The sequence below is a fragment of the Nocardioides jishulii genome (genome assembly GCF_006007965.1).
Lineage (GTDB): Bacteria > Actinomycetota > Actinomycetes > Propionibacteriales > Nocardioidaceae > Nocardioides > Nocardioides jishulii.
Genome location: NZ_CP040748.1, coordinates 147,091 through 165,138, shown reverse-complemented (window position 1 = coordinate 165,138; position 18,048 = coordinate 147,091). Strand labels below are relative to the sequence as shown.

The following is an 18,048-nucleotide window of genomic DNA, read 5'->3' as shown; positions in this document are numbered from 1 at the left end:
CGGGTTCGTCACTTCTGGACCACGACCTTCCGTACGGTCCCCGCGTTTGCCACACTCACCGGCATGACGCAGACGATCCTCATCACCGGCGCCTCCAGCGGACTCGGCGCGGAGATGGCCCGCCAGTTCGCCGCCCGCGGCCACCACCTGGCCCTGTGCGCCCGGCGTACGGAGCGGCTGGAGGAGCTGCGTGACGAGATCACCGCAGCGATCCCGGGGTGCCGGGTCGCCGTCCGCGCCCTCGACGTCAACGATCACGACGCGGTCTTCGAGGTCTTCCGCTCGTTCCGCGACGAGGCGGCCGCCGACGGGCGCCGCATCGACCGCGTCGTCGTCAACGCCGGCATCGGCAAGGGAGCTCCGCTCGGCACGGGCAAGTTCCACGCCAACAAGGAGACGGCGATGACCAACTTCGTCGCCGGCCTCGCCCAGACGGAGGCCGCGATGGAGCTCTTCCGGGCCCAGGACGGTGGCCACCTGGTGATGATCTCCAGCGTGTCCGCGAAGCGCGGCATGCCGAAGGCGATGACGGCGTACGCCGCCACGAAGGCTGGCGTCGCCCACCTCGCCGAGGGCGTGCGTACGGAGCTCCACGGGAAACCGCAGTTCAAGGTGTCGGTGATCTACCCCGGCTTCATCCTCTCCGAGATGAGCGACCCCTCGCGCAAGCCGGGCCTGCTGATGGCCTCGACCGAGAAGGGTGTGCGCGCCATCGTCGACGCCGTCGAGAAGGAGAAGAAGCAGGCAGCCGTGCCGGGGTGGCCGTGGACGCCGCTCTCGACCGTGCTGAAGGTCGCTCCGCTCGGCGTGGTCAAGAAAATGGTCTGAGGCGACGCGAGCGTCCCGATTCGGGAACGCCGAACGGCGTCCCCTGCGACAATCCTCCTGCAATCCGTCTTCAGGAGGTCCCCCATGCTCCGCCCGTTCCGCACCGCCACCTTCCGCACGGGGGCCCTCGCCGCAGGACTGCTGCTGACCGCGACACTGACCGCGTGCGGTGAGGTCGAGATCGGGGACGCCCGCACCAGCGGCGCCTCCCCCGCCGAGACCACCGCCAGCGCGACGCCCACGCTGACTGAGCGCCTCAACCCGGAGGCATCCACGGTCGGCGACGTCACGCTGCACCTGCCGCTGGGATGGGTCGCCGTCGCCGGCCAACCGTTCGCGGCCGCGGGCACGGACGCGCCCATCGGGGGCGCCACCATGCTCACCACCGCCCTCTCCGAGGGGAAGACGGCCAGCCAGTGGGCCGAGGCGATCGTCGCGGGCGAGTCCGACCTGGTGGACGCGAGCACCGGCCTGACGATCAAGGGCACCGTCGAGGCCACCGGCGGACGGGAACTCGTCCACGTCAGCCACGACTACGCCGACGGTCGTGCCAACTTCTTCGTCACCGTCGAAGGGGACACCCTCTACCTGGTCCGCTTCGGCGGCGACGGCTCCACCGAGGCCCAGACCGTCGCAGTCGAGTCGGCGGCGACGCTGACGATCGGCGTCGCGGTGGCCGACGAGGCCACCCCCGGCAGCAGCAGCACCACCACCGACGCTCCGGCGACGACCCCGCTTCCCCTCGCCACCCCCACGCCCTGACCCCCCGCCGGGCGTGCATGGACCGCCCGTTTGAAATGTCAGACCATAGGCGCGAAACTACCGTGGCTGGCCGTCCTCACCGGGGAGACTGGTCCCGCCACGTTCGCTCGCCCAGGAGGCCACGCATGTCCAGCCCGAACCGCAGCGCTGTCGCCCGCACCGGAGCCGCCGCTGCCAGCTTGGGGCTGGTGGCCCTCCTGGCCGCCTGCAGCAACGGCAACGTCGAGATCGGTGACGCGCGCACCAACAACACGGGCCCGATCCTGACCTCCGCCCCCTCGGCCTCCCCGACCCTGTCCGAGTACCTGGACCCCCAGCCCTCCGTGCTCGGTGACGTGACCCTCCACCTGCCGCTCGGGTGGACGGCGTACGAGGGTCAGCCCCTCGCCACCGCCGGTGCTGACGCCGACGTGCAGGGCTCCCTCCAGGTCAGCGCGCTCCCCGCCGAGGGCAACACGGCCGAGCAGTGGGCCGAAGCCATCGTCGCCGGTGAGACCGACCTGGTGCAGCAGGGTGACGCCCTCACGCTCAACGACCCGCTCACCGCCCCCGGCGACCGCCCCGTGCTCCACATCAGCCACGACTACGCCGACGGCCTGGCCAACTTCTTCGTCGCCGTCGAGGCCGACACCCTCTACCTGCTCAGGTTCAGCGGGGACGGCTCGACCCGGGCACAGCTCGCTGCCGCCGAGTCGGCCTCGACCATGACCATCCAGCTCCAGGCGCGTCCGACGGACCCGACCACCCCGATGGGCACGGTCACCCCCCAGACCGGGGTCCCGACGACCACGGCGGACGTCGAGCCCGACCAGTCGGAGGCTCCGACGACGTCGGGTGCCGGCGTCCCGCAGTAGCCGCTGAGGCCGCCCCTGTCCCTTGCACGCAGCCGTCAGGCCGCGACCGTGGTGACGACCGTCGCCCGCACCACCGGATCGACCCAGGCGCGGCGGGCACGGCGCAGTCGCAGGCACGACCACACCACGAACGGCACGGCGAGCGCCGCGATGATCCACAGTCCCCCGCCGAGGCCAGGGACGATCCACGAGGCCATCGAGAAGACCATGGCGGTCATCGTCGTCGAGAGCGACAGCTTCGCCGAGTACGACACCATCGTCGCGGGCGGTGCCGGGGTGGCGCGGATGGAGCGCAGATTGACCGCGAACGGCTTGCGGACCGACCACGTCATGGCAACCGCGACGACCTGGAGCACGACCACCACGACCGTGCAGACGAGGGCGACGACCTCGCCGGGGGTCGGCGTGCCGGCCCGGACCGAGGCGAGCAGCAGGGTGAGCGCGCAGGCCATCAGCAGCCACTCGGCCATCACCCGGGCCCGGGAGTCGAAGATCCGTTCCGGGTCGACCGGCAGCGACTCGCGCCACAGACCGCCCCGTCCGTCGAGCGCGAAGGCGTTGACACCGAAGAGCAGCACCCCGCCGCTGACGACCAGACCGGGCAGGATGACCACGTTCTCCCACGTCATGCCGCCGGCCAGGGCGACCAGGCCGGGGCCGACGGACAGCACCAGGATGCCGCGACGCATCCCGGCCGAGCGCCACACCGAGGCACGGTCGATGCGACGCAGCATCGCCCCCACCCCTGCGCTGGTGGCGCCGGGAGCCGACTTCGCGCGGTAGCGACGGGTCTCGATGTCGAGCTCGGTGCGCGGAGGTCGCGCCGAGGTGATGATGCATCCCCACGCCCCGACGACGACGGCGAGTGCCGTCCACGCGAGCAGGGCGAGCAGGAGCAGCGGGTACTGCCACGACAGCGGGTCGAGGCCGGTGCGTACGACGCCGTCGAGCGAGACGGCGCGCAGCACGTCGACGGTCCGACCGGTGAGGTACGCGGCGCCGACCGCCGCGGCGAGGAGGAGTCCGGCTCCGCGGACGATCCACACGCCTGCGGGGCCACGCCGTACGAGCTCGACGAGCCACGCCACGGCCTGACCGGTGGCCGTCGCCGCGACGATCCACAGGGCCGCCAGCAGCAGCATCGTCGCGGCTCCCGAGAGCCCACCGACAAAGGCGGAGCCGCCGAGCAGGAACCAGGCCGGCAGCATCCAGGCCGTGCTGAGCGGCGCCAGCAGCAGGGCCCCGAAGTGGTCGGTGGTCGGCGAGACCGGGAACGCGGCGCCGCTCTCGCCGGAGAGGAGCTCACGCCCACCTCCGGACCCGATGCCGGTGGTGACGCACAGAGCGAGGAAGCCGGTGAAGAGGCCGGGCAGCACCGTGGTCGCGAAGGTCGACGTCTCGTCGCCCGCCCCGGGCGCCAGCAGCGGCCCGACGACGGCAGCGAGGGTGATGAGGGCGACCACGGTGAGGGCGACGCGCAGCGCCTTGCGCTGGCGGATCGTGCCCGACCAGAACCTGACCAGGTGGCCGGTGTCGTCGAGGGCGCGCCGCAGCTCGTACGCGGAGAACGGCGAGCGCGAGGGGCCGGGTGTCGCCAGCCCACCGTGAGCACGGACCGACGGGATCGACGCGCCAGCGAGGGGGGTCACCGACGGGGCGGTCTCAGTCGAGGAGGGCACGGTAGGCACGTGCGCCCTCCTCGCCCTTGAGGTCGTACGTCTCCATGTCGGCCACGCGAGCGCCGCCCCGGAGCACGAGTGCGGTCGTGCAGGCCTCGACCGCGAGCTCGCGCAGGTGGGTGGAGAGGAGGACCGCCGCGCCTCGTTCCGATGCCTCCCGGACGACTTCGAAGGTGGCCTCGACACCGGTCGGGTCGACCCCGTCGAAGGGCTCGTCGAGGAGCAGGACGTCCGGCTCGTGGAAGGCGGCCAGCAGCACGGACAGTCGACGTCCCATGCCGTGCGAGAAGCCGGTGGTGAGTCGGTGGGCCACGCCCGCGAGCTCGAAGAGCTCCAGCAGGTGGTTGGCCCGGTCCTCCCAGCCGGTCATGCGGCGCAGCGTCGCCGCGAGCTGGATGTGCTCCCACGGGGTGGCGCGCGGCACCAGGCCACCGACGTCCGGGCAGTAGCCGACGGCGCGCTTCACGCCGAGCGGGTCCTGCGCGACGTCCAGGCCGGCGACGTGCACGGTGCCCTCGGTCGGGGGCACCACGCCGGCGAGCACCCGCATCGTCGTCGACTTGCCTGCGCCGTTGCGCCCCAGCAGGGCGGTGGACGAGCCGGCGGGCGCGACCAGACTCACCCCGGCGACGGCGTGGACGTCGCCGAAACGGACGTGGAGGTCGTCGGCGAGCACGGCAGCAGGAGGGGCGATCACGTCAGCAGGAGGGGTGGGGGGCGTCACCCCTCAAGTGTCGTCGGAGTTTCCGCGGTACGTGAGGCGTTTGGCAGACCTCGTACGCCGCGGTCCCGGCGTCAGCCAGCGCCCTCGCGGTCATGGAGGAGGACCCGGAGCAGTCCCTCGAGCTCGTCGCGTTGATCGGTCGTCAGCGCGGAGAGCAGCCGTTGCTCGTTGTCGACGTGGTCGCGCAGGGCCGCGTCGACGACCTCCCGTCCGCGCGGGGTGAGGCCGACGCGGATGGTCCGGCGACTGCTTGGGTCGGTGTCGCGGGTGATGAGGTCCTTGGCCAGGAGCCGGTCGAGCCGGTTGGTGATCGCCCCGGACGTGACCATGGCGCTCTCGGCGAGCTGGCCCGCGGTCAGGCCGGCCCCGTCGGTGTCCGCTCGCCGCAGGGTCGCGAGGAGGTCGAACTCTCCGGGCTGAAGGCCGTGCTGGGCGAAGACCGCCTGCAGCTCACGCTCGACGTGTCGCGTGAGCCGGGAGAGCCTCCCGATGACGGCCATCGGACTGACGTCCATGCCCGGGTGCACCTGCGCCCACTGGGCCACGATGGCATCGACGCTGTCCTTCACCACGACCTCTTGACGTTGAACTGTTTGACGGACGCCAAAGTATCACCGTACTCTCCTCAATGTTGAACAGTTTAACGTTAAGGAGTTGCCGTGGACCCGCTGCGGACCACCTTGGTCACCGCGAGTGCGCCACTGGTGTGGGGAACGACGTACGTCGTCACGACCGAGCTGCTGCCGCCCGGACACCCCCTCTTCGCCTCGCTGGTGCGGGCACTGCCTGCCGGCGTGCTCGCCATCGCGTTGACGCGTGCGTTGCCGACAGGGGCCTGGTGGTGGAGGTCGGCGGTGCTGGGAGTGCTCAACATCGGCGTCTTCTTCCCACTGCTGTTCGTCGCGGCCTACCGCCTGCCCGGGGGTGTCGCTGCAACCCTCGGGGCGGCACAGCCGCTGGTCGTGGCGATCCTCGTCGTGATCGTCCTGCGGGAGCCGCTCTCCACGTGGCGCCTCTCCTGGGGGATCGTGGGGATCGTCGGGGTGGCCCTGGTGGTGCTGCGCTCCACCGCGACCCTTGACGGGATGGGCGTGGCCGCCGGGCTGCTGAGCGCGGTGTCGATGGGGTTCGGCGTCACCTTCACCAAGAAGTGGGGGCGGCCCGCCGGGGTCCCGGCGATGGCCCTGGCCGGGTGGCAGCTCACCGCTGGAGGGCTGTTCGTCCTCCCGGTCACGCTGCTGCACGAGGGCCTGCCCACGACCATCGACACCGCAGGAGCGGCCGGCTGTCTCTGGCTCGGCCTCATCGGCGGACTCGCGACCTACACACTGTGGTTCAGCGGCATCGCCCGCCTCCCGGTCGCGTCGGTTGCCGCCCTGGGACTCCTCTCGCCCTTGGTCGCGGCAGCGCTGGGAGCGCTCCTGCTGAGCCAGGCCCTCAGCACCGTCCAGCTGGTCGGATTCGGCGTGGCGTTGACCGCGGTGGTCGCCAGCCAGGTCGCCCCGAGAACGCTCCGGCCGGCACCCGACTCGCGTCACACACCCGCTGCGTACTCCCACGCCGCCACCCACGTGGGAGACTCTGGGCGATGTACTTCGTCGGAATCGACCTCGCCTGGGGAGAACGCAATCCCACCGGCCTTGCCGTCCTGGACGGTGACGGCCGGCTGCTGGCCGTCTCCACCGTCATCACCGACGACGAGGTCGTCGAGGCCCTGAAGCCCTACACCGAGGGCGACTGCCTGGTCGCCATCGACGCTCCCCTGGTCGTCACCAACGCCACCGGCAACCGCGCGGCCGAGGCGGCGCTCAACAAGGACTTCGCCCCCTTCGACGCCGGGGCCCACCCCACCAACACGGCGCGTGCCGAGTTCACCGGTCGTCCGCGCGGCGCCCGCATCGCGAGTCAGCTCGGCCTCGACATGAACCCACGCTCCGGCCGGGCCCGCCGTGCCATCGAGGTCTACCCACACCCCGCCACCGTGGCGCTCTTCCGCCTCGGCCGGACCCTGAAGTACAAGTCCAAGTCTGGGCGCAGCCTCGAGCAACTGCGCGCCGAGCTCCTCGTCCTGCTCGGCCTGATCGAGTCGCTCCAGAGCGCCGACCCGCGCCTGCAGCTCGACAGCGAGGCGTCCGACGGGGCGTGGCGCCGACTGCGTACGGCCGTCGAGGTGGCCCAGCGCAAGAGCGAGCTGCGGCTCGCGGAGGACCAGGTCGACGCCGTCCTGTGCGCCTACATCGCCCTCTTCGCCACCAGTCACCCCGAGCGGACCACGACGTACGGCACCTTCGAGCAGGGCTACATCGTCACCCCGACGCTGCCCGCCGACCTGGTACCGACCCGGCGCAGCCAGGGCAGCGAGCCGGAGCTGGCGGACGATGCCGAGCTCGACCTCCGCTCCGCGGACCCCGGCACCGCCGTACGCCGCTACGCCGAGCAGCTGCCTGAGGTGCGGCGTGCGACTGCCGACTACGTCGAGATCGTCCGGTCGATGCTCGACGACGCCGGCATCAACTACCTGACCGTGACCGGTCGGGCGAAGACACTCACCTCCTTCGCCGCGAAGGCTGCCCGCACCGTCGACGGGCGTCCGGTGCACACCGATCCGCTGAGCGAGATCCTCGACCAGATCGGCCTGCGGGTCATCACCTACGTGCACAGCGACGTGCAGGCCGTGGTCGACGTGCTCAACGAGCAGCTGGTCGTGCACGACGACCGCGACATGGGCGAGGAAACCGCCAGCGAGGGCCGCTTCGGCTACGCCAGCCGCCACCTCCACGTGGAGCTCGAGACCGACGACGAGCAGACCCACCCGCACCTGGCGGGCCGGGTGGCCCAGGTGCAGGTGCGCACCGTGCTGCAGCACGCCTGGGCCGAGTTCGAGCACGACATCCGCTACAAGGGCACCATCCCCGACGAGCACGTGCCGGACTTCGACCGTCGCTTCACCCTGGCCGCCGGCCTGCTGGAGCTCGCCGACCGCGAGTTCTCGACGATCCGTGAGCGGCTGACCGAGTCGATGGCCGAGCCCGAGCCCTCGCTGGACACCAGCGCCGACCCGCGGATCACCGCTCGCGAGCTCGCCGCCTTCCTCGCCGGGCAGTACGCCGACGCCGGCTGGTCGCGCACCGACCACTACGAGTGGATCGGCGGGCTGCTGCTCGAGCTCGGGATCACCTCGCTGGTCGAGCTCGGCGAGCTCCTGCGCTCGATCGACTCCGACACGATCGTGGAACGCATGGGCTACCGCCACCCGCCCACCGCCGTACGTCGTCTCGACGACGCACTGCTGTGGGCGCACGGTGACGACTACGTCGCGCTCAGCGCCAACGCCCACCGCGTCGAGGCCCTGCGCACCCGTCTGGCGAAGATGCGTCAGGAGTCCTGAGGCGGGAGTGGGCCGTCCGGCCCGCTGAGCACCTGTCCCACCCCACCCTCCGGCAGGCACACTGGAGCATGGCTCGACGAACCGCGGCGGCGCTCCTGCTCCTCGTCCTGGCGTCCGGATGCACCGGCGACCCCGGCTCGGAGGACCCCTCCGCGGCCGAGTCCACCGGCTCGCCCAGCACCAGCTCGCCCAGCGCGCCGACAGCTACACCGAACCCGACCCAGGACTCCTCCCCGGCCGCCGACCCCGTCTCGGTGCCCGGCGTCGCCGCCCAGACCCACGTCGGCGACAGGTTGCGGCTCGGAGACGTGCGTGAGCGGACGGCGGCCTTCACGTCGTACGACGTCACCTGGCGCGTGCGCAGCAGCGGGCCCGGCGCCGACACCCGGCCGCTGCAACTCAGCGGCGTGCTCAACGTGCCCTCCGGCGACGGGCCGTTCCCGGCGGTGGTCCTGGCGCACGGCTACATCGACCCGGCGGTCTACGAGAGCGGACAGGGCATGACCCGCGAGCGCGGCTTCCTGGCCGAGCGCGGCTTCGTGGCCCTGCACGTCGACTACCGCGGCCACGCCGGCTCGGGCGCCGACCCCTCGGACGGCACCGACCTGCGCCTGGGCTACGCCGTCGACGTCATCGCGGCGATCGACGCGCTGCGGCGCTCCGAGGTGGCGGTCGACGACGACCGGATCGCCGTCTTCGGTCGGTCGATGGGCGGCGGCGTCGTGCAGAAGGTCGCCCAGATCGCCCCGGACGCCGCCCACGCGGTCGTCGCGTGGGCCTCGGTCTCCTCGCTGGAGGCGGAGAACTTCAACCACTTCATCCGCGGCGACGGTGACGCGCGGGCCACTGCCATCCGGGAACGGCGGGGGCTCCCCGAGCAGGCGCCGGAGTTCTGGCGCGCCGCCTCCTCGCGCCCGTACCTCGACCGGATCACCGTGCCGGTGCTCGCGGTGCACGGGCGCTTCGACGACACCTGCCCGCCGCGCTGGGCGCGCGCCACCCAGCGGGCGATGCAGCGGGCGGGTGTCGACTCCGACCTGGTCTGGTACGACGACGGCCACGCCTTCGGGCCGGCCTTCGTGGAGGCGATGGAGCGGACCGTGCGCTTCCTGGAGCAGTCGGCACCATGACGAACGGGGAGGAAACCTGGCGGCCTCCTCCCCGTCGTCGGGTTGCTGCGTGGGTCAGGCGGGGAAGCCCTCGCCCTTGGCGGCGAGCTCCTCCAGGTAGGCGCTCGGCGTGAACCGGTCGCCATAGGCCTCCGCCAGCTCGTTGGCCCGCTTGAGGAACGCCTCGATGCCGATCGAGCCGTCAGCAGCCTCGTAGCCGGTGATGAACTGCGCCGCACCGCCGAGGCGGGCCGGGAAGCCGATGCCGAAGATCGAGCCGATGTTGGCCGCGGCGGCCGACGTCAGCACGCCCTCCTCGAAGCACTTGGCGGTCTCGAGCGCCTCGATGAAGAGCATCCGCTCCTGGATGTCGACGAACGGGATCTGCTGCTCCGCCGGCGGGAAGACCTCGGTCAGGCCCTCCCAGATGCCGGCGCGCTTGCCCGACTCGTCGTAGTCGTAGAAGCCCTTGCCGACCAGGCGCGAGGAACGACCCAGCTCGATCATCTTGTCGACGACCGGGTAGGCGCCGTCCTTCGGAGCCTCGACGCCGGCGGCCTCGTAGGCAGCCAGGGTCTGCTTGCGGATCTTGACCATGAGCTCGAGGTTGAGCTCGTCGGAGATCTGCAGCGGCCCGACCGGGAAACCGGCCTGGGTCGCGGCACGCTCCAGCGAGACCGGGTGGACGCCCTCGCCCAGCATGGCCAGGCCCTCGTTGATCTGCACGCCGATGACGCGCGAGGTGTAGAAGCCGCGGCTGTCGTTGACGACGATCGGGGTCTTCTTGATCGCGAGCACCACGTCGTACGCCTTGGCGAGCGCCTCGTCGGAGGTCTCCTTGCCGCGGATGATCTCGACCAGCGGCATCTTGTCGACCGGTGAGAAGAAGTGCAGGCCGATGAAGCGGTCGCGGGCGTCCGCGTCCTCGATGCCCGTCGCCAGCTCGGTGATCGGCAGGGTCGAGGTGTTGGAGCACAGCAGCGCGTCGGGCGACAGGTGCGGCATGACCTCGGCGAAGACCTTGGCCTTCAGCGCCGGGTCCTCGAAGACGGCCTCGATGACCATGTCGGCGCCAGCGGCGTCGGCCGGGTCGGCGGTCGGGGTGATCCGGCCGAGGAGCTCGTCGGACTTCTCCTGCGTGAGCTTGCCGCGCGAGATGGCCTTCTCGTTGATCTTGGCCGAGTAGTTCTTGCCCTTCTCGGCGTTCTCGATCGTGACGTCCTTGAGCACGACCTCCATGCCGGCGCGGGCGCAGACGTAGGCGATGCCGGCGCCCATCATGCCGGCGCCGAGCACGACGACCTTCTTGGCGACGTACTTCTCGACGCCCTCGGGCCGCAGCGAGCCGGAGTTGATGGCCGACAGGTCGAGGAAGAACGCCTGGATCATGTTCTTGGCGTTCTGGCCGGTGACCAGCGAGACGAAGTAGCGCGACTCGACGCGCGAGGCGGTGTCGAAGTCGGTCGAGGCACCTTCGACGGCGGCCTGGAGGATCGCCTTCTGGGCCGGGTAGTCGGCACCCTTGAGCTGCTTGCGCAGCAGCGCCGGGAAGGCCGGCAGGAAGGCGGCCATGGCGGGCGAGGAGGGCTTGCCGCCGGGCATCTTGTAGCCGGGGCGGTCCCACGGCTGCTTGGCGGCGTCCTCGATGTCGGCGTTGGCCTGGATCCACGCCTTGGCGGCGGGGAGCAGCTCCTCCTGGGTGGCGACCAGCTCGTCGACCAGGCCCTTCTCCTTGGCGGCCGACGCCTTGAAGCGCGGGCCCTGGAGCAGGATCTCCATCAGCGCGGTCTGCAGGCCGAACATGCGGACGGTGCGGGTGACGCCACCGCCGCCGGGCAGCAGGCCGAGGGACGCCTCGGGCAGGCCGATCTGGACGCTCGGGGCGTCGACGGCGATGCGGTGGTTGGTGGCCAGCGCGATCTCGAGGCCACCGCCCAGGGCGGCGCCGTTGATCGCGGCGACGACCGGGACGGGCAGGGTCTCGAGCTTGCGGAGGGTGGCCTTCATGCCCTCGACCTCGGCGAAGATGCGCTCGCTGTCGGCCTTGGTCACCTGCATCATGCCCTTGAGGTCACCACCCGGCGAAGAAGGTCTTCTTCGCGCTGGCGATCGACGCCCTTGACGTCGGAGCCCTCGGCGCCGACCTCCTCGGCGAGGCGGTCGACGGCGGCCTCCATGGCGCGGGCGTACGCCTCGTTCATGGTGTTGGCGCTGGCGTTGGGGTCATCCATCGTCAGGGTGACGATGCCGTCGGCGTCCTTCTCGTAGCGGACGGCGGACTCGGTCTGGGTGCTCATGTGTGCGGAGTTCCTCTCTGGTCCCGGTCTCAGACCAGCTCGACGATGGTCGCGATGCCCATGCCGCCGCCGACGCAGAGCGTGGCGAGGCCGCGGCGCTTGCCCTGGCGCTCGAGCTCGTCGATCAGGGTGCCCAGGATCATGGCGCCGGTGGCGCCGAGCGGGTGGCCCATGGCGATGGCGCCGCCGTTGACGTTGGTGATGGAGTCGTCGATGCCCATGTCGCGCATGAAGCGCATGGCGACGGCGGCGAACGCCTCGTTGATCTCGAAGAGGTCGATGTCGTCGACGGTCAGGCCGGCCCGGTCGAGCGCCTTGCGCGCCGCCGGGGCGGGGCCGGTGAGCATGATGACCGGGTCGGCGCCGGAGACGGCGGTGGAGATGATGCGGGCGCGCGGGGTCAGGCCGAGGTCCTTGCCGACCTGCTCGGTGCCGATCGCCATCAGGGCCGCACCGTCGACGATGCCCGACGAGTTGCCGGCGTGGTGCACGTGGTCGATCTTCTCGAGCCAGTGGTACTTCTCCAGGGCGACGTCGTCGAAGCCGGCGTCGCGGCCCATCTGGGCGAAGGAGGGCTTGAGCCGCGCGAGGCTCTCGGCGGTGGTGCCGGGACGGATCGTCTCGTCACGGTCGAGCACGACCATGCCGTTGACGTCGGTCACCGGGACGATCGCGTTGGCGAAGTACTCCTTCTCCCACGCGAGGGCGGCGCGCGCGTGCGACTGCGCGGCGTACGCGTCGACGTCGGAGCGGCTGAAGCCCTCGACGGTCGCGATCAGGTCGGCGCCGATGCCCTGCGGGACGAAGGCCGACTTGAAGGAGGTGGCCGGGTCCTGGGCCCACGGGCCGCCGTCGGAGCCCATGGGCACGCGGCTCATCGACTCGACGCCGCCGGCGAGGATCAGGTCCTCGAAGCCGGAGCGGACGCGCTGGGCGGCCTGGTTGACGGCCTCGAGCCCGGAGGCGCAGAAGCGGTTGAGCTGCACGCCCGCGACGGTGTCGGGGTAGCCGGCCGCGAGCGCGGCGGTCTTGGCGATGTCGGCACCCTGCTCGCCCACGGGCGAGACGACGCCGAGCACGACGTCGTCGACGCGCGCCGGGTCGAAGCCGGGGTTGCGGTCCTTGACCGCGTCCAGGAGGGTGACTGCGAGGTCGATCGGCTTGACCTCGTGGAGGGTGCCGTTGGCCTTGCCCCGCCCACGCGGCGTCCGGATGTGGTCGTACACGAATGCTTCTGCCATGACCGTCCTTGTTGGATCGTGAGTGTCCACCGATTGTGACACTATTGCTGTCACAGTCGTCAAGGTACCCGGCGCACAATCATCTGGGTCGGGGTGTGATGCGGCGCACTCCCGCTCGACCACCAGACTGTCTCCAGCCCACGCTGTTTCCCACCCAGCTCCACCCACCCGCCGACAGGTTCGGCCGACGCCACGAGGAGGTGCGATGACCGACCAGGACATCGACCCGACCCCTGAGGCGCGCGAGGCCGTGCGCGACCTGCTGACCCTCGACGAGCTCACCGCTCGGGTCGGGATGAGCGTGCGCAACGTGCGCTTCTACACGACCAAGGGCCTCGTACCGCCGCCGATCCGCCGCGGCCGCTCCGGCTACTACACCCCCGAGCACGTCGCCCGCCTCGAGCTCGTCCAGGAGCTCCAGGCCCACGGCTTCACGCTCGCCGCGATCGAGAAGTACGTCGCCACGATCCCCGACGACGCCTCCGCCGAGCAGATCGCGCTCCAGCGCACCATGAGCGCGCCGTGGATGTCGGACCGTCCCGTCGAGCTCAGCCGCAGCGACCTCGACGCCCGCGCCGGCCGCCCGCTCACCGACGACGAGGTGACGACCCTCGTCGAGATGCAGATCATCGACCCCACCGACGACGGTCGCTTCGAGGTCGCCCTCACCCAGTTCTCCGTCGGCCTCGGGCTGCTCGAGATCGGCTACCCGGTGGAGGCGGCCAAGGCCGGCCGAGAGCTCTACCAGCGGCACGGGCAGCAGCTCGCCGAGGAGCTGCTGGCCGTCTTCCGTACGCAGGTGTGGCCGACGTACAAGGAAGCGGGCATGACCCGCGAACGCCTCACCGAGGTCGTCGAGCGGATCAAGCCGCTCTCGATCATCTCCCTGGTCGCTGCCTACGAGGCCGCGATGGACGAGGCCACCCGCGCCGACGTGGTGAAGCGCAACCGCTGAGCGCCTCTGGTGGAGGCGCCCAGCGGCACCGGCGACTCAGTCGATCCGCGCCACCATCGGCAGCCGCGAGCGTGAGGTCAGCCAGACGATCGCTGCCGACAGCAGCGGCAGCAGGACCACGACCGCGCCGATGAGTGCCCACGGGATCTCGAGGAAGGGGCCAGGGCCGTAGCCCGACGTCAGCGGACGGCTCACCGCGATGCCCGGGACGAAGCCGACCACCGCTCCCAGGACCGCCCCGACCATGGCGATGACGAGGGCGTACGACGCCGCGACCGCCCGCCGGGTGCGCGGCGACCCACCGACGGCCGAGACGGTGGCCAGGTCGGGCCGCGCGTCCGACAGCGACAGGAACGTCGCGGTCAGCGTCCCGGCCAGCATCAGCAGACCCCCGACCGCGCCCAGCACCCACAGCACCACCGCGGCGAACGGGTGGCGCTGGTAGCCGCGCTCGATCTCGACCGTCAACGCCGGGTTGATGCCCCGGACGGCCCGTTCCATGGCTGTCTGTGTCTCCCGGTCCACCGGGCTGGTGACGGCCAGGCCCAGCGTCTCCACCGCATCGCCGAGCTCGCCCGCCAGGGACTCCGGCACCACCGCGGCGACCTGGGCACTGTCGGCGATCGGCACGGTCGCGGCGGGCAGGGTGATCGGGTCGCTGCTCGTCTCCTCGCCGACGCCCTCGACGTCGTACGAGCGCCGCACCAGCTCCACGGAGTCGACCTGCACGCCTTGGTCGGTGAAGAGCGCCACCTTCCCCTCGGCGAGCACCTCCTCCATCGCGATCCGTTCGGAGTCGGTCAGGTCGAGGGCGGGCTCGTCGCCGACCAGGACGTTGCTGGGATAGAGGCCGCCCGATTCGGAGAGCAGCGGCATCTCTTCACCATCTTCACCACGAGGAGGCGCCACCGCCCAGAAGCTCTCGATGGTCCCGTCCATGGCGCTGAGGAGCCCTCGAACCTCCACCAGGTCGGCCTCCGGCGCTTCCCGCAGCGCCGCGTCGCGGACCTCGCCCCAGTCAGGCCGGCCGTCGGCCCAGGAGTCGTAGCCCAGGGTCACCACGCCGGTCCCGACGGGTGCCATGTAGTAGTGGGTCTCCCGGCTCTCCTTCTCGTCGCTCGCGTTCGCGATGCCCAGGGCCACCACACCGGCCACCGTGGCTGCCACCGCGGCGACGGCCGGCACGGTGCGGGTCCGGTGCCGCGCCGCGTCCCGGGCGGCGTACCGCAGGGGCAACGGGAGCCGCCCGGCCGTGCGGGCCACCACGGCGACCAGCCCCGGCACCACGAGGATCATGCCGAGCATGGAGATCACCGCGCCGCCGGACATGAGCAACGGGCCCAGGTCGTGGTAGGAGAGGCCGCCGAACGTCGTGCAGGCGACGCCGATGCCCAGCACCACGACCCCGGCCAGGGGCGTACGCAGCCGCGGCGCACCGTCGGAGCGACGACCGGCGAGCGCCGCCACGACGTCCTGGCGCGAGGTGAGCCAGGCAGGTACGACGGCGGCCAGGAAGGCCGAGAGCAGGCCGAAGGCGGCCACCACCGCGAGCCACTCCCACGGCACGTCGAACGGCCCGAACCGCGTCGAGCTGAACCGCTGGAGGAAGGGCAGGAGCGCCGCCGCCAGCGGCAGGCTCAGCAGGGTGCCCACCGCGGTGGCGGTGAGGCCGAGCACCAGCGCCCCTGCCAGGATCACCCGGCGCGCCTGGCGGGGCGTGCCACCGGAGGCCGCGACCAGGGCGAGCGTACGGGTGTGGTTGCGCGCCGTGACCGCGAAGGCGGGTCCGGCCAGCAGGACGATCTCGATGAGCACCATCGCGACGATCATCGCCGTGACCGCGAGGGCCTCGGCGTTCTCCTCGAAGGTGGCCTCGTGGGCCTCGTACTCGACCAGGTGGTCGGGCGGTGGATCGGTGATCACCGCTCGGGAGGTGACGACGAAACCACGCTCGTTGAGCGCGAGGACGGCGTCCCAGTCGACCGGCTCCCCTCCGACGAACCATTCCACGCTCGACGGTTCGGACGTCAGCGACAACGACCCCTCCGGCCCGTAGGCGATCTCCAGGTCGATCTGTTCCGCGTCCTCGACCACGCCGACCACGGTGGGGGCCACCCCCAGGTCGGTCAGCGGGAGCTCGTCACCGATCCCGTGGCCCAGCGCACGCAGGGCCTCAGTCACGACGACCTCGTCGGAGCTGGCGGGCAGGCGGCCGTCGACCAGGTCGACGAACTCCGCGAGCAGCGGGTCGGCGAAGTCGCCCTCACGCAGCTCCAGGTGGACCCGGTCCCCGTTCTCCTGCCACAGGTCGCCCGATCCAGTCCTGACGGAGACCGGTTCCTCCCCCAGGACCTCCAGGATCCCGGCGACATCGGGTTGCTCGGCGGCCTTGCCGTCGTCGTACTCGCCCTGGGTGGAGTAGCCCTCGTCGGGGTCGGGCATCTGCACCACGGGCTGCGCCCCCTCGCCGGCCGACAACGACGCCTGCGCGGCACCCAGTCTCCGGTCGAGGGCCTCCACGCCCCGCACCTCAGCGGTGAACCCGATGATCGCCCCCGTCGAGACCGCCAGGACCGGCAGCGCGACCAGCACCAGGACCAGCACACTGCGCACCTTGTGGCGCACCGCGTCGCGCCACGCGATCCGCAGCGCCATCCCCCAGCCACCCATCCCCCGGCCACCCATCACAGCACCCCGGCGCCGAGGCCGACGGTGGCGCCGGACTCGTCGACGACCAGGCCGTCGCGCAGGAAGACGACGCGGTCGGCCCAGGCGGCGTGGCGGGCCTCGTGGGTGACCAGGACGCCCGCTGCTCCGGCGTCACAGAAGTCGCGCAGGACGCGCAGCACCTCCTCGCCGGTCTCGGTGTCGAGGGCTCCGGTGGGCTCGTCGGCCAGGATCAGGCGACGCTCGCCGACCACCGCACGCGCGATCGCGACGCGCTGCTGCTGCCCGCCCGACATCTCGTCGGGGAAGCGGTCGGCGAGGTCGGCGATGCCCACCTTCTCCAGCGCCGCGAGGGTCAGCTCGCGAGCCTTCCCTCGCGCGACGCCGTCGAGCTCGAGCGGGAGGGCGACGTTCTCCGCCGCGGTGAGGGCCGGGATGAGGTTGTAGTCCTGGAAGACGTAGCCCACCGACGTACGCCGTACCTTGGCGCGCTCGGTCGCGGTCGCGGCGCCGAGGTCGACGCCCTCGACGACGACGCGGCCGCTGGTGGGGGTGTCGAGACCGCCGGCCAGGTTGAGCAGGGTCGACTTGCCCGACCCCGACGGACCCATGACCGCGACGAGCTCGCCGGGTTCCACGGAGAAGGTGATGCCACGCAGGGCGTTGACCTGGACGGCACCCTCGCCGTGCACGCGGGTGACGTCGGCGAGGTGGAGCACGGACTGGTTCATCGGGTTTCCTCCTGGGTCGGGGTGGCCGCGCGGTCGGCGGCGGCACGGCGAAGCCGGGACTCGCAGTGGTCGAGCCACCGGATCTCGGCCTCCGCGTCGAAGACGAGTGAGTCGAGCACCAGCCCGAGGGCGAGGCCCTCGACGCTGGTCGGATCGGTCTGCTGGGCCCGCTTGGCGCGGGTGTGCTCCTGCAGGGCGGCCATGGTGGCCGTCCGTTGCTGCTGGATGAGCTGGCCGATGTCGACGCCTGGCAGCGTCACGGCCAACGCCAGCTTGATGGCGAGCTCGTCACGGGGTGGCTGGGTGCGCGGGACCGGGGTGGTGAACCAGCCGTCCGCCTCGCGGCGACCCGACTCGGTGAGCCGGTAGCTGACCTGACGCTCCCCCGCGCCGTCGGTCTGCTCACCCTCGTCGTCGACACCCCCGTGCTCGACGATCTCCACCAGGCCGTCGCGCTCGAGCCGGGTCAGGGTCGTGTAGACCTGCCCGATGTTCAGCGGCCAGGTCGAGCCCGTGCGTTCCTCGAACTCCTGGCGCAGCTGGTAGCCGTACATCGGCCCCTGCTGGAGCAGCGCCAGCATGGCCTGCTTGACCGACATGCGCGTCCCCTCTCCGTCTCCCCACGGGCGCCGGCGTGGTCGCCAGGCTCACGCGATGCGTGGATACTTGGTATGTATATCAGGTATGCATACTCGGTATCCACCGTCTCTTTCGGCGAGCCGCGCCCGTTCTCCGGCAATCCGAGGGCGAGCCATGACGGGCGCTGCCAGAGTGGACGCGCTGGCGCGCCGGCGCGGGAGGCACGGCACAGCC

General features: G+C 71.6%; 16 protein-coding genes. 7 read left to right on the top strand and 9 right to left on the bottom strand.

Annotated features, from left to right (window positions below):
* Positions 1-63: 63 nt before the first annotated feature.
* The 3 genes from FCL41_RS00735 to FCL41_RS00725 all read left to right on the top strand — a co-directional run bounded on the left by FCL41_RS00735 (position 64) and on the right by FCL41_RS00725 (position 2,444).
* Positions 64-828, top strand: coding sequence for an SDR family oxidoreductase (locus tag FCL41_RS00735; protein ID WP_137064434.1), 765 nt, complete (start codon positions 64-66; stop codon positions 826-828).
* An 84-nt stretch (positions 829-912) separates the two neighbouring features.
* Positions 913-1,590: a hypothetical protein gene (locus tag FCL41_RS00730; protein ID WP_137064435.1), complete on the top strand. Its 678-nt coding sequence runs from the start codon at positions 913-915 to the stop codon at positions 1,588-1,590.
* 125 nt (positions 1,591-1,715) lie between these two features.
* Entirely contained in the window at positions 1,716-2,444 is a 729-nt protein-coding gene (locus FCL41_RS00725) for a hypothetical protein (RefSeq protein WP_137064436.1), read from the top strand.
* 35 nt (positions 2,445-2,479) lie between these two features.
* On the opposite strand, the gene FCL41_RS00720 is transcribed toward FCL41_RS00725, so the two are convergent.
* From FCL41_RS00720 to FCL41_RS00710, 3 genes are all read right to left on the bottom strand, one after another.
* Positions 2,480-4,132: a hypothetical protein gene (locus tag FCL41_RS00720; RefSeq protein WP_137064437.1), complete on the bottom strand. Its 1,653-nt coding sequence runs from the start codon at positions 4,130-4,132 to the stop codon at positions 2,480-2,482.
* Positions 4,107-4,847, bottom strand: a complete 741-nt coding sequence (locus tag FCL41_RS00715; protein ID WP_239021711.1) for an ABC transporter ATP-binding protein — start codon at positions 4,845-4,847, stop codon at positions 4,107-4,109. Before FCL41_RS00715 ends, FCL41_RS00720 begins: the two co-directional genes overlap by 26 nt.
* Positions 4,848-4,918: 71 nt before the next feature.
* The gene (locus tag FCL41_RS00710) at positions 4,919-5,416 is read right to left on the bottom strand and encodes a MarR family winged helix-turn-helix transcriptional regulator (protein ID WP_137064438.1); all 498 of its coding nucleotides are present in this window, start codon (positions 5,414-5,416) and stop codon (positions 4,919-4,921) included.
* Positions 5,417-5,506: 90 nt separating this feature from the next.
* Between FCL41_RS00710 and FCL41_RS00705 the strand changes: the two genes are divergently transcribed.
* The 3 genes from FCL41_RS00705 (at position 5,507) to FCL41_RS00695 (ending at position 9,365) form a co-directional block, all read left to right on the top strand.
* Positions 5,507-6,565: an EamA family transporter gene (locus tag FCL41_RS00705; protein ID WP_137064439.1), complete on the top strand. Its 1,059-nt coding sequence runs from the start codon at positions 5,507-5,509 to the stop codon at positions 6,563-6,565.
* The gene (locus FCL41_RS00700; protein WP_239021895.1) at positions 6,451-8,235 is read left to right on the top strand and encodes a DUF429 domain-containing protein; all 1,785 of its coding nucleotides are present in this window, start codon (positions 6,451-6,453) and stop codon (positions 8,233-8,235) included. The genes FCL41_RS00705 and FCL41_RS00700 overlap by 115 nt, the downstream gene beginning before the upstream one ends.
* A gap of 68 nt (positions 8,236-8,303) precedes the next feature.
* Entirely contained in the window at positions 8,304-9,365 is a 1,062-nt protein-coding gene (locus tag FCL41_RS00695; protein WP_137064441.1) for an alpha/beta hydrolase family protein, read from the top strand.
* Between the two features lie 54 nt (positions 9,366-9,419).
* Here the strand turns inward: FCL41_RS00695 and FCL41_RS00690 are convergent, their stop codons facing one another.
* From FCL41_RS00690 to FCL41_RS00685, 3 genes are read right to left on the bottom strand one after another with little or no spacing between them, the layout of a single operon-like run.
* The gene (locus tag FCL41_RS00690; protein WP_338088656.1) at positions 9,420-11,405 is read right to left on the bottom strand and encodes a 3-hydroxyacyl-CoA dehydrogenase NAD-binding domain-containing protein; all 1,986 of its coding nucleotides are present in this window, start codon (positions 11,403-11,405) and stop codon (positions 9,420-9,422) included.
* Positions 11,402-11,641, bottom strand: coding sequence for a hypothetical protein (locus tag FCL41_RS17695; RefSeq protein ID WP_338088654.1), 240 nt, complete (start codon positions 11,639-11,641; stop codon positions 11,402-11,404). Before FCL41_RS17695 ends, FCL41_RS00690 begins: the two co-directional genes overlap by 4 nt.
* A 29-nt stretch (positions 11,642-11,670) precedes the next feature.
* Entirely contained in the window at positions 11,671-12,882 is a 1,212-nt protein-coding gene (locus FCL41_RS00685; RefSeq protein WP_137064443.1) for an acetyl-CoA C-acetyltransferase, read from the bottom strand.
* Positions 12,883-13,087: 205 nt separating this feature from the next.
* Here FCL41_RS00685 and FCL41_RS00680 point away from each other — a divergent pair, with 205 nt between their 5' ends.
* Positions 13,088-13,837 carry a MerR family transcriptional regulator gene (locus tag FCL41_RS00680; RefSeq protein WP_137064444.1) on the top strand — a complete coding sequence of 250 codons (750 nt, stop codon included), beginning with the start codon at positions 13,088-13,090 and terminating at the stop codon, positions 13,835-13,837.
* 36 nt (positions 13,838-13,873) lie between these two features.
* Here the strand turns inward: FCL41_RS00680 and FCL41_RS00675 are convergent, their stop codons facing one another.
* The 3 genes from FCL41_RS00675 to FCL41_RS00665 are packed head-to-tail and all read right to left on the bottom strand — an operon-like array spanning position 13,874 to position 17,834.
* Positions 13,874-16,522, bottom strand: a complete 2,649-nt coding sequence (locus FCL41_RS00675) for an ABC transporter permease (protein WP_137064445.1) — start codon at positions 16,520-16,522, stop codon at positions 13,874-13,876.
* Positions 16,522-17,235 carry an ABC transporter ATP-binding protein gene (locus FCL41_RS00670; protein ID WP_137064446.1) on the bottom strand — a complete coding sequence of 238 codons (714 nt, stop codon included), beginning with the start codon at positions 17,233-17,235 and terminating at the stop codon, positions 16,522-16,524. The genes FCL41_RS00675 and FCL41_RS00670 overlap by 1 nt, the downstream gene beginning before the upstream one ends.
* A complete protein-coding gene (locus FCL41_RS00665) occupies positions 17,232-17,834 on the bottom strand; it encodes a PadR family transcriptional regulator (RefSeq protein ID WP_137064447.1) in 603 nt (200 codons plus the stop codon). Before FCL41_RS00665 ends, FCL41_RS00670 begins: the two co-directional genes overlap by 4 nt.
* Positions 17,835-18,048 lie beyond the last annotated feature (214 nt).

What these genes read in the sequence shown, in the direction of transcription:
- FCL41_RS00735 (WP_137064434.1), top strand. Translation starts at nt 64, where the DNA reads ATGACGCAGACGATCCTCATCACCGGCGCCTCCAGCGGACTCGGCGCG.
- FCL41_RS00730 (WP_137064435.1), top strand. Translation starts at nt 913, where the DNA reads ATGCTCCGCCCGTTCCGCACCGCCACCTTCCGCACGGGGGCCCTCGCC.
- FCL41_RS00725 (WP_137064436.1), top strand. Translation starts at nt 1,716, where the DNA reads ATGTCCAGCCCGAACCGCAGCGCTGTCGCCCGCACCGGAGCCGCCGCT.
- FCL41_RS00695 (WP_137064441.1), top strand. Translation starts at nt 8,304, where the DNA reads ATGGCTCGACGAACCGCGGCGGCGCTCCTGCTCCTCGTCCTGGCGTCC.
- FCL41_RS00690 (WP_338088656.1), bottom strand. Translation starts at nt 11,405, where the DNA reads ATGATGCAGGTGACCAAGGCCGACAGCGAGCGCATCTTCGCCGAGGTC.
- FCL41_RS17695 (WP_338088654.1), bottom strand. Translation starts at nt 11,641, where the DNA reads ATGAGCACCCAGACCGAGTCCGCCGTCCGCTACGAGAAGGACGCCGAC.
- FCL41_RS00685 (WP_137064443.1), bottom strand. Translation starts at nt 12,882, where the DNA reads ATGGCAGAAGCATTCGTGTACGACCACATCCGGACGCCGCGTGGGCGG.
- FCL41_RS00680 (WP_137064444.1), top strand. Translation starts at nt 13,088, where the DNA reads ATGACCGACCAGGACATCGACCCGACCCCTGAGGCGCGCGAGGCCGTG.
- FCL41_RS00675 (WP_137064445.1), bottom strand. Translation starts at nt 16,522, where the DNA reads ATGGGTGGCCGGGGGATGGGTGGCTGGGGGATGGCGCTGCGGATCGCG.
- FCL41_RS00670 (WP_137064446.1), bottom strand. Translation starts at nt 17,235, where the DNA reads ATGAACCAGTCCGTGCTCCACCTCGCCGACGTCACCCGCGTGCACGGC.
- FCL41_RS00665 (WP_137064447.1), bottom strand. Translation starts at nt 17,834, where the DNA reads ATGTCGGTCAAGCAGGCCATGCTGGCGCTGCTCCAGCAGGGGCCGATG.